The organism is Novosphingobium meiothermophilum, assembly GCF_003171715.1.
GTDB lineage: Bacteria > Pseudomonadota > Alphaproteobacteria > Sphingomonadales > Sphingomonadaceae > Novosphingobium > Novosphingobium meiothermophilum.
The window spans coordinates 69,184-84,272 of record NZ_QGHL01000005.1 but is presented as its reverse complement, the minus strand read 5'-3'; the positions used below and the strand labels follow the sequence as shown (position 1 = coordinate 84,272).

At 64.5% G+C, this 15,089-nt stretch carries 17 protein-coding genes; 4 read left to right on the top strand and 13 right to left on the bottom strand.

Annotated elements, in window-relative coordinates; translation table 11 throughout:
• Positions 1 to 21 precede the first annotated feature (21 nt).
• A complete protein-coding gene (locus DKM43_RS03665) occupies positions 22 to 1,398 on the top strand; it encodes a L,D-transpeptidase family protein (RefSeq protein ID WP_109797236.1) in 1,377 nt (458 codons plus the stop codon).
• Between the two features lie 199 nt (positions 1,399 to 1,597).
• Here DKM43_RS03665 and DKM43_RS03655 read toward each other — a convergent pair whose 3' ends face one another.
• From DKM43_RS03655 to DKM43_RS03625, 7 genes are all read right to left on the bottom strand, one after another.
• Complete coding sequence (locus DKM43_RS03655; RefSeq protein WP_109797146.1) at positions 1,598 to 2,221, bottom strand: murein L,D-transpeptidase catalytic domain-containing protein; 624 nt, start codon at positions 2,219 to 2,221, stop codon at positions 1,598 to 1,600.
• Between the two features lie 51 nt (positions 2,222 to 2,272).
• Complete coding sequence (locus DKM43_RS03650; protein WP_109797145.1) at positions 2,273 to 2,776, bottom strand: GNAT family N-acetyltransferase; 504 nt, start codon at positions 2,774 to 2,776, stop codon at positions 2,273 to 2,275.
• A gap of 15 nt (positions 2,777 to 2,791) precedes the next feature.
• Entirely contained in the window at positions 2,792 to 3,928 is a 1,137-nt protein-coding gene (gene ispG / locus DKM43_RS03645; RefSeq protein WP_109797144.1) for a flavodoxin-dependent (E)-4-hydroxy-3-methylbut-2-enyl-diphosphate synthase, read from the bottom strand.
• An 86-nt stretch (positions 3,929 to 4,014) separates the two neighbouring features.
• Positions 4,015 to 4,539 carry a GNAT family N-acetyltransferase gene (locus DKM43_RS03640; protein WP_109797143.1) on the bottom strand — a complete coding sequence of 175 codons (525 nt, stop codon included), beginning with the start codon at positions 4,537 to 4,539 and terminating at the stop codon, positions 4,015 to 4,017.
• 41 nt (positions 4,540 to 4,580) lie between these two features.
• Positions 4,581 to 5,018 carry a hypothetical protein gene (locus DKM43_RS03635; RefSeq protein ID WP_109797142.1) on the bottom strand — a complete coding sequence of 146 codons (438 nt, stop codon included), beginning with the start codon at positions 5,016 to 5,018 and terminating at the stop codon, positions 4,581 to 4,583.
• A 163-nt stretch (positions 5,019 to 5,181) separates the two neighbouring features.
• Positions 5,182 to 6,621: a metalloprotease TldD gene (tldD, locus tag DKM43_RS03630; RefSeq protein WP_109797141.1), complete on the bottom strand. Its 1,440-nt coding sequence runs from the start codon at positions 6,619 to 6,621 to the stop codon at positions 5,182 to 5,184.
• Between the two features lie 46 nt (positions 6,622 to 6,667).
• Positions 6,668 to 6,886, bottom strand: coding sequence for a zinc-finger domain-containing protein (locus DKM43_RS03625; RefSeq protein WP_109797140.1), 219 nt, complete (start codon positions 6,884 to 6,886; stop codon positions 6,668 to 6,670).
• 73 nt (positions 6,887 to 6,959) lie between these two features.
• On the opposite strand from DKM43_RS03625, the gene DKM43_RS03620 reads away from it, so the two are divergent.
• The 3 genes from DKM43_RS03620 to nadB all read left to right on the top strand — a co-directional run bounded on the left by DKM43_RS03620 (position 6,960) and on the right by nadB (position 9,990).
• Positions 6,960 to 7,919: an ABC transporter ATP-binding protein gene (locus DKM43_RS03620; protein WP_109797139.1), complete on the top strand. Its 960-nt coding sequence runs from the start codon at positions 6,960 to 6,962 to the stop codon at positions 7,917 to 7,919.
• A 45-nt stretch (positions 7,920 to 7,964) separates the two neighbouring features.
• Positions 7,965 to 8,297 (top strand): hypothetical protein, encoded by a 333-nt coding sequence (locus DKM43_RS16335; RefSeq protein WP_145960468.1) that lies wholly within the window; start codon positions 7,965 to 7,967, stop codon positions 8,295 to 8,297.
• A 61-nt stretch (positions 8,298 to 8,358) separates the two neighbouring features.
• Positions 8,359 to 9,990, top strand: a complete 1,632-nt coding sequence (gene nadB, locus DKM43_RS03610) for an L-aspartate oxidase (RefSeq protein ID WP_236632360.1) — start codon at positions 8,359 to 8,361, stop codon at positions 9,988 to 9,990.
• Between the two features lie 18 nt (positions 9,991 to 10,008).
• Here the strand turns inward: nadB and DKM43_RS03605 are convergent, their stop codons facing one another.
• The 6 genes from DKM43_RS03605 to DKM43_RS03580 all read right to left on the bottom strand — a co-directional run bounded on the left by DKM43_RS03605 (position 10,009) and on the right by DKM43_RS03580 (position 14,992).
• Positions 10,009 to 10,536, bottom strand: a complete 528-nt coding sequence (locus tag DKM43_RS03605) for a hypothetical protein (RefSeq protein WP_109797137.1) — start codon at positions 10,534 to 10,536, stop codon at positions 10,009 to 10,011.
• Between the two features lie 108 nt (positions 10,537 to 10,644).
• On the bottom strand, positions 10,645 to 11,415 hold the full coding sequence (locus DKM43_RS03600; protein ID WP_109797136.1) for a sulfite exporter TauE/SafE family protein: 771 nt from the start codon (positions 11,413 to 11,415) through the stop codon (positions 10,645 to 10,647).
• A gap of 104 nt (positions 11,416 to 11,519) precedes the next feature.
• The gene (locus DKM43_RS03595; protein WP_109797135.1) at positions 11,520 to 12,122 is read right to left on the bottom strand and encodes a Tll0287-like domain-containing protein; all 603 of its coding nucleotides are present in this window, start codon (positions 12,120 to 12,122) and stop codon (positions 11,520 to 11,522) included.
• Positions 12,119 to 12,229 (bottom strand): cytochrome bd-I oxidase subunit CydX, encoded by a 111-nt coding sequence (gene cydX / locus DKM43_RS03590; protein WP_109797134.1) that lies wholly within the window; start codon positions 12,227 to 12,229, stop codon positions 12,119 to 12,121. Before cydX ends, DKM43_RS03595 begins: the two co-directional genes overlap by 4 nt.
• Before the next feature lie 16 nt (positions 12,230 to 12,245).
• Positions 12,246 to 13,394: a cytochrome d ubiquinol oxidase subunit II gene (gene cydB, locus DKM43_RS03585; RefSeq protein ID WP_109797133.1), complete on the bottom strand. Its 1,149-nt coding sequence runs from the start codon at positions 13,392 to 13,394 to the stop codon at positions 12,246 to 12,248.
• A 14-nt stretch (positions 13,395 to 13,408) separates the two neighbouring features.
• Complete coding sequence (locus DKM43_RS03580; protein WP_109797132.1) at positions 13,409 to 14,992, bottom strand: cytochrome ubiquinol oxidase subunit I; 1,584 nt, start codon at positions 14,990 to 14,992, stop codon at positions 13,409 to 13,411.
• Positions 14,993 to 15,089 lie beyond the last annotated feature (97 nt).

Below are 15,089 nucleotides of genomic sequence, written 5' to 3'. Positions count from 1 at the left end.
AAGGTTGCGGGTTGCATCGCTATGAACAAGCCTTGGGGCAAGGCGCGGCTGGCGGCTGTGCATGGCAGTGCGCTGGCGCTGGTGCTGGCAGCTCTGCCTTCTGCCGCAGGTGCGCAGAATGCCGCGCCCGTCGATCTGACCCGGCAGGTCCAGCCTGCGCCCGCTCCCGTTCCTACCGTCGCGCCCGCACCGCAGGCGCCGGTTGCCGCGCCGCCCGAAGCTTTCGAACCGGCGCCCTTGCCGCACTGGACGCAGGCCGATGCGCAGGCGCTGCTGGCCGCGATCAAGGGAATCGGGCGCGAAGGGCTTTTCCCAAAGGACTATGAGCCTGAGGCCCTTTCGGCTGCCATTGCAAAGGGCGAAGGCCCCGAACTCGACTCGATGGCCACGCGCCTTTTCGGCTGGCTGATCGAGGATCTGCGCGATGGACGCACGCCGATGACGGCGCGTGTCCAGTGGTTCGCGGTCGATCCCGACCAGGATGTGAACCCGACCAACCTCATCATCGCATCCGCGCTGGAAAAGCATGACATCAAGGGCGCGCTTGATGCGCTGCTGCCCACGCACCCCGATTATGCCGCGCTGAAAGCTGCCCTGCCCAAGGCGCAGACGCCGCAGCAGGCCGCGCTGATCCGTGCCAACATGGACCGCTGGCGCTGGCTGGCGCGCGATCTGGGCACGCAGTATCTGCTCACCAACGTGCCCGAACAGATGCTCCGGCTGACGGTGCGCAACAAGATCATCAAGAGCTACCGGGTGGTTGTCGGCAAGCCCGGCCGCACTGCCACGCCGCAGCTTGCCGAAACGGTTCAGGGCGTGATCTTCAACCCCACATGGACCGTGCCGCAATCGATCGTGGTGGGCGAGGGGTTGGGTGCGCGTCTGGTCAACAATCCCAAGCAGGCCGAGCGCGAAGGCTACAAGGTGACGAAGGCCGCCGACGGCACGATCTATGTGGTGCAGCAGCCCGGCGACAACAATTCGCTTGGCCGCATGAAGCTCGACATGCCCAACGAGCACGCGATCTTTCTGCACGATACGCCCAGCAAGGCCGCCTTCAGCCAGCCAGTGCGCGCGCTCAGCCACGGTTGCATCCGGGTGGAAGGTGCGGTCGAACTGGCGATGACCATGGGTATCCTTGGCGCGGGGATGACGCCGGACGATGCCGTGGCCGCACACACCTCGCGCGAATATACCAAGGTGCCGATGACCAAGACCTTCCCGGTCTATATCACCTATTTCACCGTGGCCACGGATGTGAACGGCACGCTGCGCTCGTTCCCCGACATCTACAAGCGCGATGCCCCGGTGCTGGCCAGCTTCGCCCAGCCGCGCGCGCTGCATACCAGCCAGCGCAAGAGCGACGAGGAAATCATCAAGCTCGACAATCCGCTCTGACATGCGCACGCGGCTGAGCGTGTGCCGGCGCAAGGTCCGATACAAGGCGCGCGAGGAAGCCGAGGCGGCCGCCGCCTCGGCAGGCTTGCGCACGGGGCTTGTGCTGCATCCCTATCGCTGCGAGCGCTGCTTCTGCTGGCATCTCACCAGCCGCACCAAGGGGCGGCGCCTGCCCCGGCCGGACCCGCGCGCGGCTGGTTCAACCCAGTCCCAGCCGGTCCGCGTAGATCAGCCTTCCGCCCGAAAGGTGCCAGAGCGCTTCGTTGAAATCGGCCTCGCTCATGGCGAAGCAGCCGTCTGACCGGCCGAGCTTGCCCCATTTGGCCAGCATCGCAGGCGCGGCATACCATGCCGGGTGCAGCACGATCGCCCGGTCCAGCACGTTCGAATTGTCGGGCGAGAGGCCGCCCAGACGGATCGAGGTGCCATACTTGCCGTTATACCACTCGTAAGTGACATAGGCCCCGCGCGAGGTGGCAAGGCTTCCGACCTCGTTCGAGAAGGTCTTGAGGAACCCGTCATGTTCCGGATCGGACCCGCGCCCGTGCGCGACGAGGAACGAGCGCACTTCGCCTCGTTCCAGATTGGCGAAGTGAAAGCGGGGAAGCGAGGACGGCATGGCGAAATCGGCAATTCCGACAATGTCGGTGCGCCACAGCGAAGCGCGATGCCGTTCGACCTGTTCCTTTGCCAGTTCCAGCACGCGGCGGTGCTGCTCGTTGGGGTAATAGACCGCAGCCGCCACGCGCGGCGGCACGACGGCCGCCACGGCGCTTGCCGCCGCGCCTGCCAGAACGCCGCGCCTGTTCACCACGATGCTCATATCCTCTCTTACGGCACAGCGCCGCAAAACCTTCGCTGAATGCGGCGCAGTTTAACCGATCGGGTGCGTATTTCCAGCCTGCGCGCCAAGCTCGCCAAGCGCGAGGCCATCGACGCGCATGACCGTCCACTCGTCCATCATGCGCGCGCCCAGAGACCGGTAGAAGCCGATGGCAGGTTCGTTCCAGTCGAGCACCGACCATTCGAGCCGTGCACAATCGCGTTGCACCGCCAGCGCCGCCAGATGCGCCAGCAGCGCCTTGCCCAGTCCGTGCCCACGAGCCTCAGGACGCACGAACAGGTCTTCCAGATAGATGCCGGGCTTGCCCTCGAAGGTCGAGAAGTTGTGAAAAAACAGGGCAAAGCCCTGCGCCGCGCCATCCAGTTCACCAATCACCACTTCGGCATAGGGACGCTTGCCGAACAGCTTTTCGCCCAGCGTGGCCTCATCGAAACGCACCGCATCGGCCAGCTTCTCGTAAGCGGCGAGCGCGCGGATGAGGCTGGCGATCAGGGGCAGATCGGCAGGGACGGCGGGGCGGATGGCAATGGTCATGCGCGAGAGCAGGGCTTACTCTGCCGCTTCGGTAACGTTGCCGGCATCGGTCGTCGCGGCCTCGATTTCCGCAGCCTTCTTCTCCACCAGGGCAACGATGTGATCGAGCATGTCTTCGGACTGCACCGTGTGGTCGGTCACACCGGAAAGATAGACCATATGCTTGCCGTTGCCGCCGCCGGTCAGGCCGATGTCGGTTTCGCGCGCTTCGCCCGGACCGTTGACGACGCAGCCGAGGACCGAAAGCGAAAGCGGGGTCTTGATGTGGGACAGGCGCTTTTCCAGCGCTTCGACGGTGCGGATCACGTCAAAGCCCTGCCGCGCGCACGACGGGCACGAGACGACCCGCACGCCGCGCGTTCGCAGGCCAAGGCTTTTCAGGATTTCGAAGCCGACACGCACTTCCTCTTCCGGTTCGGCCGAGAGGCTGACGCGGATCGTATCGCCAATGCCCGCCCAGAGCAGGTTGCCGATGCCGATGGCCGATTTCACCGTGCCGCCGATCAGCCCGCCCGCCTCGGTGATACCCAGATGCAGCGGGCAATCGACCGCATCGGCAAGGCCCATGTAGGCGCTGACGGCAAGGAACACGTCGGAGGCTTTCACGGCCACCTTGTATTCGTGGAAATCGTGGTCCTGTAGCAGCTTGATATGATCGAGCGCGGATTCCACCAGCGCTTCGGGGCATGGCTCGCCGTATTTTTCGAGCAGGTGCTTTTCGAGGCTGCCTGCGTTCACGCCGATACGGATGGCGCAGCCATTGGCCTTGGCGGCGCGGACCACTTCGGCAACCCTGTCATGCGAGCCGATGTTGCCGGGATTGATGCGCAGGCACGCCGCACCCGCATCGGCCGCTTCGAGTGCGCGCTTGTAGTGAAAGTGGATGTCCGCGATCACCGGGATGCGCGCGGCCTTCGTGATCTTCCGAAAGGCGGCGGTGCTTTCCACGTCCGGGCAGGACACGCGGATGAGATCGGCTCCCGCATCCTCGCAACGGCGGATCTGGTCGATCGTGGCCACGGCATCGGAGGTGGGGGTGTTGGTCATCGTCTGCACGGTGATCGGCGCATCGCCGCCGACAGGGACCGAGCCGACCATGATCTGGCGGCACTTGCGACGCGCGATATCGCGCCAGGGACGGATCGAGGACATGCCCCCTCTATAGGCGTTCACGGTGAAACCTGAAAGGCGTTGCGCGCAGCCAATCTGCGCGATTCAGGCAGCGCTGGATCGCCGGATCAGACCGGCCCGGCGAACATGAACTCCGGATCGCAATGGTCGCCCACCCAGAAGGCGATGTCGGCCACATTGCGAAGGCCATAGCGCCGGTAGAAGCGCTGGGCATCGGGGTTGTGGGCATAGACCGAAAGCTGGATTTCATCGGCGCCCCATCCGCGCGCCTGCGCCATTGCCCAGTCCATCAGCCGTGCGCCATGGCCCCGGCCCAGAAGGTCGGGATCGGCATAAAGCTGCTTCAGTTCCATCGGCGCCCTTGCCGCAGTGTGCGGCGGCAGGGTGCTTTCGCGCACGACCTTGCAGTAGGCGGCAAGGCGGCCGTCTTCTTCGATGACGGCAATCTTCATGCCCGGATCGGCAAGCTGTGCGGCCAGCACCGGCAGCGAATGCGCCTCATCCAGAAAGCGGGCAAGGTTCGCCGCGCTGTAGAGGTGGCCGAACTTGGCCACGAAGGCGCGGCGGCCCAGATCGCACAGGGCGGAAAGATCATCGTGGCGGGCAAACCGGAGAAGAGGGCGAAGCGTCATCGCCTCGCCCTTACCTCGCGATTGGCACGCAAGCCAAGCAGTCAGCCCGCCTTTTCGTCCTTCGCGCCGGGATTGGGCGCCTTGGTATAGGGCACGAACTGGCCCAGGCTGACCGAGCTGCGCCAGAAGCCCGCGTTGCGATCGATCAGCCGCACGATATCGACATTGCAGAGCTGCGCGCCGAAAGGCGTGGTCAGCATGATGTCGTTGTCATCAAGCGCGGCCGCGCCCGATGCCGGGCGGTTCACCCAGATGGTGCTGCCCGCATCATAGACGATGGCGGTCTTGTCGACGATGTAGCTGCTGGTGACGCGCGGCAGGTAGATGCAATCCACCGGCTTTCCGGCAACGCGGCCTTCGAGCGTCTTTGCAAGGCGCTCTTCAGGGGTTGGGCGCGGCTTGGCCTGCGCGCTGGCGCCCGCCACAAGCAGGGACCCCGCGGCCAGCGCCAAGGCAAACGTGCTGATCTTCTTCGGCATGGCTGGCACTTCCTTTCCGGCTGGCTGGCTTTCCGGCTGGCTGGCTTTCCGGCTGGTTCGCCTTCCGGGCGAATGGCCGTGCAGTCAATCAGCCTTGCGACTCGATGAAGCGATCATGCACGGGAGTGGCTGAACCCTTGCTGAAAAGGAATGGCCTGTGTCTTCAGGCCGTGCCGCCGACGGTAAGTCCTTCAATAAGCAGGGTTGGCTGGCCGACGCCCGCAGGCACGCTTTGCCCGCCCTTGCCGCAGATGCCCACGCCCTCATCCAGCGCCAGATCGTTGCCGATGCCGATGACCCTGGTAAGGCAGGTCGGGCCATCGCCGATGAGCGTTGCGCCCTTGATCGGCGCGCCGAGCCTGCCGTTCTCGATGCGATAGGCTTCGGTGCACGAGAACACGAACTTTCCGCTGGTGATGTCGACCTGACCACCGCCGAATGACTTGGCGAAAATGCCGTTCTTCACGCGGCTGAGCAGTTCGGCAGGATCATCGTTTCCCGCGCGCATGAAGGTGTTGGTCATGCGCGGCATCGGCGCATGGGCAAAGCTTTCGCGCCGTCCGTTGCCGGTGGGGGGCACACCCATCAGCCGCGCGTTGAGGCGATCATGGATGTAGCCCTTGAGGATGCCGTCCTCGATCAGGACGTTTTCCTGCGTGGGCGTGCCCTCATCGTCGATGGAGAGCGAGCCGCGCCGGCCCTGCCCGTTGACGCCCAGCAGGGTGCCATCGTCGATCACGGTCACGCCGGGCGCGGCCACGCGCTGGCCGATCCGGCCCGAAAAGGCGCTGGTGCCCTTGCGGTTGAAATCGCCTTCAAGCCCGTGGCCAACTGCCTCGTGCAGCAGCACGCCGGGCCAGCCGGGGCCAAGCAGGACGGTCATCTCGCCCGCGGGTGCCGCCACCGATTCGAGATTGACCAGCGCCTGCGCCAGCGCCTCGTCGATGGCGCGGTTCCACGTTTCGGGGGCGAAGAGATCATCATAGAGGCGCCGCCCGCCAATGCCGAACGAGCCGGTTTCGCGCCGTCCGTTGTGTTCGGCCACGATCGAGACATTGAGCCGCACGAGAGGGCGCACGTCATGCGCCACAAAGCCATCGGCGCGCACGATTTCCACCACCGACCACGAGCCGGAAAGCGATGCGGAAACCTGCGCCACGCGCGGATCGCGCGCGCGGGCTGCGGCATCGATGGTTTCCAGCAGCCGCACCTTGGCCTCGAACGGCACGGCATCAAGCGGCGAGGCGTCGGTGTAGAGGTGGCGGTTGCTCTGGCGCGGCGGCGGAGCGGGCTGGCCCCTGGCCGGATCGAGCAGCTTCAGTGTTTCACCGGCGCGGGCAATGGCGGCGGCGGAGATCTCGTTGGCGTGGGCAAAGCCCGTCATCTCGCCCGAAACCCCGCGCAGACCGAAACCGGCATCGCGCGAATAGTCTGCGGTTTTCAGGCGTCCGTCATCGAAGCCGAAGCTCTCGCTGGCGATGAACTGGAGGTAAAGTTCGCCGTCGTCGCAGGCTTTCAGCGCGCTGGCGGTGAGCCGCTGTGCCTCTTCAGGGGAAAGCAGGCCGGAACGGTAGAGCAGCGAACGGGTATCGGTATCGGTCATGCCGACCGATATAAGCGCTCATCGCGCAAAGGCCATAGCGGCCTTTTCAGGCGGCTTGCGCCGTATCCGCGCCCGAAGTCTCGTCGGCCGGGCCGCCCTTGAGCACGAAGCGCCTGTCGCAATAGCCGCATTCGACATAGCCCTTTTCGTCGATCTCAAGCCAGACGCGCGGATGGCCAAGGGCCGCGCCGCCACGGATGTCGGAAGCGCCGTCACAGCTGACGCGGTGATGTTCGGTATAGACGGTTTCGGGGGGCTGGATCATGGGATGCGCGGCTAGCAAATCCGCAGCCTCCAGACAATTGCGTTTTGGTGCGCGCTGGTGCAGGCAGCAGCCCATGTCCGAGACCGAACACACCGCGCCCGCCATCCGTATCCGCGATCTGGTCAAGCGTTATGCGCCCACCGGCAAGTCTGCGGGCAAGCTGGCGCTCGACGGGGTGAGCTTTGATGTGCCGCAAGGCCAGATCTTCGGCCTGCTTGGCCCGAACGGGGCAGGCAAGTCGACGCTCATCAACACGCTTGCCGGGATGGTGATGAAAACCTCCGGCAGTGTCGAGATCTGGGGCCACGACATTGACCGCGACGTGCGCAACGCCAAGGCTTCGATCGGCATCGTGCCGCAGGAAATCGTGTTCGATCCCTTCTTCACGCCCGCCGAAGTCCTTGAGAATCAGGCCGGGCTTTATGGTGTGCCCAAGGCCATGCGGCGCACGATGGAACTGCTGGAGGCAGTGCATCTGGCCGACAAGGCCAATGCCTATGCCCGCTCGCTTTCAGGCGGGATGAAGCGCCGCCTGCTGATCGCCAAGGCCATGGTCCACGCCCCGCCGGTGCTGGTGCTCGACGAGCCGACGGCGGGCGTCGACGTGGAACTGCGCAGGCAGTTGTGGGAACTCGTGGGCGAACTCAATCGCGATGGCGTGACGGTGGTGCTGACCACGCACTATCTGGAAGAAGCCGAACAACTGTGCGACCGCATCGCCATCATCAACCACGGCAAGCTGATCGCCAACAAGCCGACGCGCGAACTGGTGGACATGGCACGCGAGAAGATCGTGGTGCTCACGCTTGACCGCGACGTTGATGTTGCGCCGCAGCATCCTGCCTTTCTCAAGAGCGTGATAGCCGGCGAACGGCAGGTCGAGATCGGCTATGACAAGGACAGGATGAACGCGGGTGAGGTGATGAGTCTGGTGCAGGGCCAGGGCTATGCCATCGTCGATGTCTCGACGCGCGAAGCCGATCTTGAGGATGTCTTCGTCAGCCTGACGAGCAAGCCGCTTGAAACTGCCTGACAGCGCGGGTCACAATCATACCGGGAGCAATCGTGCCGGGCATCATTGATTTCCGAAGATCGGCGGGTCTTCGCGGGTGAAGCGGCGCCAGCCGCCCCCTTCGCGGCGGCGAATGGCCGCGCCGCAATGCTTGCATGTTCCGACAAAGGCCACGCCGTTCCATTCGACTCCTTCGCGAACCGGGCGATGCCGATCGAAGAGGCACAGAAATCTGGCAAAGGCCATGCGCGACTCCTTCTGCCGGAGAGCCGGTTCAAGGAACGGGAAGAACACAGGTTACGTAACATGTTGCAGGTGCGAAATAAAGGCCGCATCCCCTTATTCTGCCAAGAGAATCGGCGCAGCGGCATGCATTCGCAGAACTTGCGTGAAATGTGACGAAAGCGCACTTTCGTCTTGCCATGCCGCCTATAAGGGCCAAGGCATCGGCCGGTAAGCGATGGAAATGGAGCAGCAGGTGGAGAGCGAGAGGTCTGGCGGGGCGGCGGATCATGCGCACGATGTCCTGATCATCGGATCGGGCGCGGCCGGTCTGACGGCTGCCCTGGTGCTGGCCGAGCAGCGCCGGGTGCTGGTGCTGGCCAAGGGCGCGCTGGATGGCGGTTCGACCAACTGGGCGCAGGGCGGCATCGCCGCCGTGCTGGACGAGGGCGACACCTTCGACAATCACATCCGCGACACGATGATTGCCGGGGCCGGGCTGAACCGGCGCGAAACCGTGGAGTTCGTGGTCGAGAACGCGCCGCGCGCGATTGCGCGGCTGGTGGAACTGGGCGTGCCCTTCAATGCCGAGGCGGGATCGCTCCACCTCACGCGCGAGGGCGGCCATTCGCACCGGCGCATCGTTCATGTCGATGACGCCACGGGCGCGGCGGTGCAGAAGGCGCTGCTCAAGGCCGCGCGTGAACATCCCAACATCACCCTGCTGCCGGGGCGCACCTGCATTGATTTCATCACCGGGCGGCACGAGGCGGCGCGTTATTCGGGATCAGGCCGTGTCTGGGGCGTCTATGCGCTGGACGAAGCCAGCGGCAAGGTGGAGGCGCATACCGCGCGCGCAACGATCCTTGCCACAGGCGGGGCGGGGCGGGTCTATCAGTTCAGCACCGCACCGCGCGGCGCAACCGGGGATGGCATCGCCATGGCGTGGCGGGCAGGCGCGCGCGTTTCCAACATGGAGATGATGCAGTTTCACCCGACCTGCCTCTATCACCTGGAGGTCAAGAACTTCCTCATAACGGAGGCCGTGCGCGGCGAGGGCGGGCGGCTCATCAATCCGCGCACGGGCAAGCGGTTCATGGCGTTCTACGATGCCGAGCGCATGGAACTGGCCCCGCGCGATGTGGTGGCCCGCGCCATCGATGCCGAAATCAAGCGCTTCGGCCTTGATTACGTGCACCTTGATATCAGCCATATGCCCGCCGATTTCGTGCGCGGGCACTTTCCCAATATCCATGACAAGCTGCTGGGGTTGGGCATCGACATGACGCGCGGCCCGATCCCGGTGGTGCCCGCCCAGCACTATACCTGCGGGGGCGTTCTGATCGATCTGACCGGACGCACCGATCTGCCGGGCCTGTATGCCGCGGGCGAATGCACCGAAAGCGGCCTTCACGGGGCCAACCGGCTTGCCTCCAATTCGCTGCTCGAATGCTTCGTTTTCGGCGAGGCGGCCGCGCGCGACATCCTGCGGCGGTGGGACAGCTTCGAGGCCCCGCCTCCGGTGCGCGCATGGGACGAAAGCCGCGTGACCGATTCCGACGAGGAGGTGGTCATCAAGCAGAACTGGACCGAAATCCGCCGCTTCATGTGGAACTATGTGGGCATTGTGCGCACGAACAAGCGGCTGGAGCGCGCGGCGCACCGCATTGCCCTCCTCACCGAGGAAGTGAACGACTATTACGGGCACTTCCGCGTGACGACCGACCTGATCGAACTGCGCAACCTGTTGCAAAGCGCCGATCTGATCGTGCGTTCTGCCCGCGCGCGGCACGAAAGCCGAGGCCTGCACTACACGCTCGACCATCCGCAGACCGATGCGGAGGCGCGCGATACCGTGCTGGTGCCCTGACCCGGCGGACGGGGCGGCTCAGGCTGCTTCGTTCTCGACGAACTCAGGATAGAAGACGGGCGCGCGGGTGGACCATCCCTGCGCGGTGGCGGCGGCTTCGCTGATCGACTGGAGCAGATCGCGCCTGCGGTCGGGGCGGATCACCGGGAGCGCTGCCGCGCCGCAGAAGGCGCCCGGCAGCCAGGGGCGCGCTTCGGCGCCAAGCAGCCGCTCGTAAAGAAAGCGGTAGGCGGAAAAGCAGGAAAGCCGACCCTGCACCAGATCGAAGGCGGTCAGGCGGATGAGCGTGCCCATGAAGGGTTCAAGGCTTTCAAGCCCTTCGACATGGCGCAGCAATTGCCGCAGCAGCGGAATCTCGCGATAGATGGCTGCCTGCTGCCGGATCGAGGATGCCTCGTCGGCATTGCGCGCCCAGCGAGCCTCGACATCACCCCGGCCCAGCGCGATATCGAGGCTGCGCCGGATATAGCGCTGCTCGCACGGGGCAAAGCCCGCAAACTCGCGCATTTCGGAAATGGTCATGCCGCTTGCATCGTAGCGCGCCATGGTCGTGCCCTCCTGCCATCCGGCGAATCGCCGTGATCGGCACAGTCCATCATGGCTCGTCATGGTTAACGCAGCGTTATGGTCGTTGGGCCACGGGGCGCAGGCCCATCAGCGCATGAAGGCCGTCCATGCTCCATAGGCACTGGTCAGCGTCAGCACGATGCCGACCATGATGAGCATGGTCTTTGCCGGAATGTGCTTGGCCGCCCATGCGCCGAAGGGGGCCGCCGCGATCCCGCCGATAAGGAAGCCCAGCGTTGCGCCCGCCAGATCGGCAACGCCAAGGTGGAAGATGAACGCCGCCGACACGGTGAGCGTGAGGAAAAACTCCACCGTGTTGACCGTGCCCACGACCTTGCGCGGATCAGCCCCCTGAATCAGCAGGTTCGACGTGACAACCGGCCCCCAGCCGCCGCCACCCGCCGCATCGAGAAACCCGCCCAGCAGCCCCAGCGGGGCAACGTGCCTGGCTTCCTTGATCTTGGGCGGATAGAGAATGCCGCGCGTGAGCAGATAGAGGCCGATGCCGCACAGGTAGAGAAGCACCCACGGCTTGACCACCGAGGCATCGAGCGAGGACAGGACATAGGCTCCGAGAATCCCGCCCGCCATGCCGGGCAGGAGCAGGCGGAAGAACAGCTTCCTGTCGACATTGCCGTGAAGCAGATGGCTGATGCCCGATGTGGCCGTGGTGAAGCATTCGACGATATGCACGCGCTGCGAGGCAAGCGCCGGGGGAATGCCGAGCACCCCGACCATCAGCGTGTTGGAAATCACGCCGAACGCCATGCCCAGCGCCCCGTCGACCATCTGCGCGGCAAAGCCGACCGCGATGAATGGCAGCAATGCCGTAAGGTCCACGCTTGCGAGAAAATCCATCACGATTCGCACTCCCCTTGCCGGGCGGGGATAGCTTTGGCCAATCTCTACCAAAAAGGAAGAATTAGTTGCCGGGGGCGAACGGTTCCTATTGGCGCGCGCTCTCAGTTGGCCGGAGGCAGCTTTCCGGCAGGCCAGGTGATCGCGATCGCGCCGCGCAGCTCGCCGGGCTTGAACCCGGTTGCCTTGTCATCCGGGTAGAGTTCGGCAAGCCTTGCCTGCACCGCAGGGGCAATGCTGGTGCCGTGGCAGGCGGCGCAGGGCTGCGCCTTCATCGGGATGGCCCGCAGATAGTGGACCCTGGCCTTGCGGCCGGTGCCCTCGGTCCATGTCATGGTGGCGGGCATGCCATCAGGGCTGAGGGGATTGGCGGCAAGCTGTTCAAGCCGGGTGCGCAAATCGCCTTCCGTTCTGGCGGCCGGATTGCGTTCCTTCAGGGCAATCCGGCGCACCTGCGCCCCGCTTTCGGCAGATAGGCTCTCGGCAATGGCGGGCGCGGCCTGCTGGCAAACCGCAATCGCGCCTTCCGGGCCGCCTGCCTGCATGGCCGCCATGAGCTGGCCCTGCAATTCGGCCTGAAAGCGGTCCGCCAAGATTGCCGAGCGCGCTGAAAGCGCCGCCGCATCGGTGCCGGGCGTTGCGCAGGCAGTCACCAGCAGGGTTGCGCCTGCCGCAAGGGAGCCAGCCGCCCGGCGCCGCTTCGTCACAGGTTGGGATCCTCATCCAGCGGAGACTGGAATTCGTGCCACATGCCGTTGATGATGCCGAATGCCAGCGCAAGGCCAAGGCCGAGTATCCACGAAAAATACCACATCGTTCCCGCTCCTGGATCAGTAGAAATCAGGATTGGTGCGCACATCGCGCAAACCGATCCGGCCGAACAGAACCTTCATCACCCATGCCGTGTAGGCCAGCACGATCGGCAGGAAGATCAGCGTGACAAGCAGCATGATCCACAGCGTCAGGTGGCTGGACGAAGCGTTCCATGCCGTGAGGCTCGATTGCGGATCGATCGAGCTGGGCAGGATGAAGGGGAACATCGAAAGGCCGACCGTGGCGATGATACCCACCGTGGCCAGTGATGACCCGGCAAGGTTCAACACATGGTTGCGGCTGCGGATGCCCACGAGGGCGAGCAGCGGCCCTGCCAGCCCCAGCAGCGGGGCGAGAGCGAGCAGCGGATGGCGCGCGTAGTTGTCGAGCCATGCGCCGGGCGCGGCCACGGCCTTGACCAGCAGGGGGTTGGATGGGCCGGACGGATCGACCGCGCCTTCAAGCCGAAAGCCCATGGCGCCGTTGGCAACCCACAGGCCGCCCGCCGCGAAAAGGATCACGCTGGCGATGGCGGCGATGCTGCCGATCCTGCGCGCGCGTTCAAGCACCGGGCCCTGTTCGATCTTGACCGAAAGAAAGCCCGCACCGTGCATCACGATCATGGCCAGCGAGAGCAGCCCGGCCATCACCGCGAAAGGCGAGAACAGGCCAATCAGCGAGCCTTCGTAGAAGCTGCGCAGATCGCTGTCGAGGCGGAACGGCACGCCTTGCAGGACATTGCCCACGGCCACCCCGAAGACCAGCGCGGGCACGAAGCCGCCGATGAACAAGGCCCAGTCCCAGCGCGCGCGCCATGCCGGATCGGCGTGCTTCGAGCGATACTTGAAGGCCACCGGGCGCAGGATCAGCGCGGCCAGCACAAGGAACATGGCAAGGTAGAAGCCGGAGAAGCTGACCGCATAGACAAAGGGCCATGCCGCGAAGATCGCCCCGCCGCCAAGGATGAACCACACCTGATGGCCTTCCCAGTGCGGCGCGATGGCGTTGATCGCCATGCGGCGTTCCTCATCGGTCTTGCCAATGAAGGGCATCAGCGCAGCGACCCCCAGATCATAGCCATCTGTCAGGGCAAAGCCGATCAGCAGCGTGCCCATCAGGCCCCACCAGATGACCCGCAGGGTTTCGTAGTCGAGAGGGATTTCCATTTCCTGTTCTTCCCTTATTCCGCGGGCATCGCGGTGTAGCCCCGGTCGGCATAGCTGCTGCCGGAAGCGGCAGGGGCGGGTTCGTGATGCTCGACGGGACCCTTGCGGATCATGGCGATCATCAGCCGCACTTCGATGAGCGCCAGCGCGCCATAGAGCAGGGTGAAGCCGATGATCGTCGCCCAGATCTGCCCCATGGTCAGCGAGGAGGCGGCAAGGAAAGTGGGAAGAACCCCTTCCACCGCCCATGGCTGGCGCCCGATTTCGGCCAGCATCCAGCCGAACTCGATGGCAATCCACGGTAGCGGCATGATGGCGACCGCGATCTTCAGGAACCAGCGCTTGTTGAACTGGCAGGCCGAAGCGCACCAGAACGCCATCGCGAAGAAGGCGATGAAGAAGAAGCCCAGCCCCGCCATGATGCGGAACAGCCAGAACATGACCGGGACATTGGGAATCGTGTCTTTCGCGGCCTGCATGATCTGCTGGTCGGTGGCGGCACGCGGATCGGCCACGTGGCGCTTCAGCAACATGGCATAGCCAAGATCGGCCTTGTGCCGCTCGAACTGTTCGCGCGCGGCCATGTCGGTGCGGTTGACCTTCAGCTTCTCGACCGCGTCATAGGCGATGATGCCGCTGCGAATGCGTTCATCGGCCTTCAGCACCAGTTCGTTGATGCCCATGACCTCGCCGGTCAGGCTGCGGGTGGAAATGAGGCCCAGCACATAGGGGATCTTCACTTCGTAATGTGTCTTCTGCGCTTCCAGATCCGGAATGCCGAAGATCGAGAGGCCCGCAGGCGCTTCCTCGGTGTGCCACATCGCCTCGATGGCGGCGAGCTTCATCTTCTGGTTGTCGGTCAGCGCATAGCCGGATTCATCGCCCAGCACGACGACCGAGAGCGAGGCGGCAAGACCGAAGGCCGATGCCACCATCATGGAACGGCGCGCCACGTTGGTCCACTTGCCCTTGAGCAGATACCACGCCGAAACGCCCATGACGAAAACCGAGGCCGCGACATACCCTGCGCTGACGGTGTGGACGAACTTGGCCTGCGCCACCGGGTTGAACAGCACCGAGTAGAAATCGGTCACTTCCATGCGCATGGTTTCAGGATTGAAACGTGCGCCCACCGGGTTCTGCATCCAGCCGTTGGCGATCAGGATCCACAATGCCGAAAGGTTCGAGCCGAGCGCGACGAGGAACGTGACGGCAAGGTGCGCAACCTTGGAAAGGCGGTCCCAGCCGAAGAACATCAGCCCCACGAAGGTCGCTTCGAGGAAGAAGGCCATCAGCCCTTCGATCGCCAGCGGCGCGCCGAAGATGTCGCCCACATAGTGCGCGTAATAGGCCCAGTTGGTGCCGAACTCGAACTCCATGGTGATGCCGGTGGCAACGCCAAGCACGAAGTTGATGCCGAAGAGCTTGCCCCAGAACCGCGTGATCGTCCGCCAGATTTCCCGGCCGGTCATCACATAGATGCTTTCCATGATGACCAGCAGGAACGACAGGCCGAGGGTCAGCGGCACGAAGAGGAAGTGATACATCGCGGTAAGCGCAAACTGGAGCCGACCAAGCTCGACAACAGCCATATCCATAACGCACACTCCTGATGGCGGACCGGTGCCGCCATGGTTTCCTGCATCCCCGCCGGTCTGCGGCAGACGGGACTCGACTCGGATCGTTCATTCGATT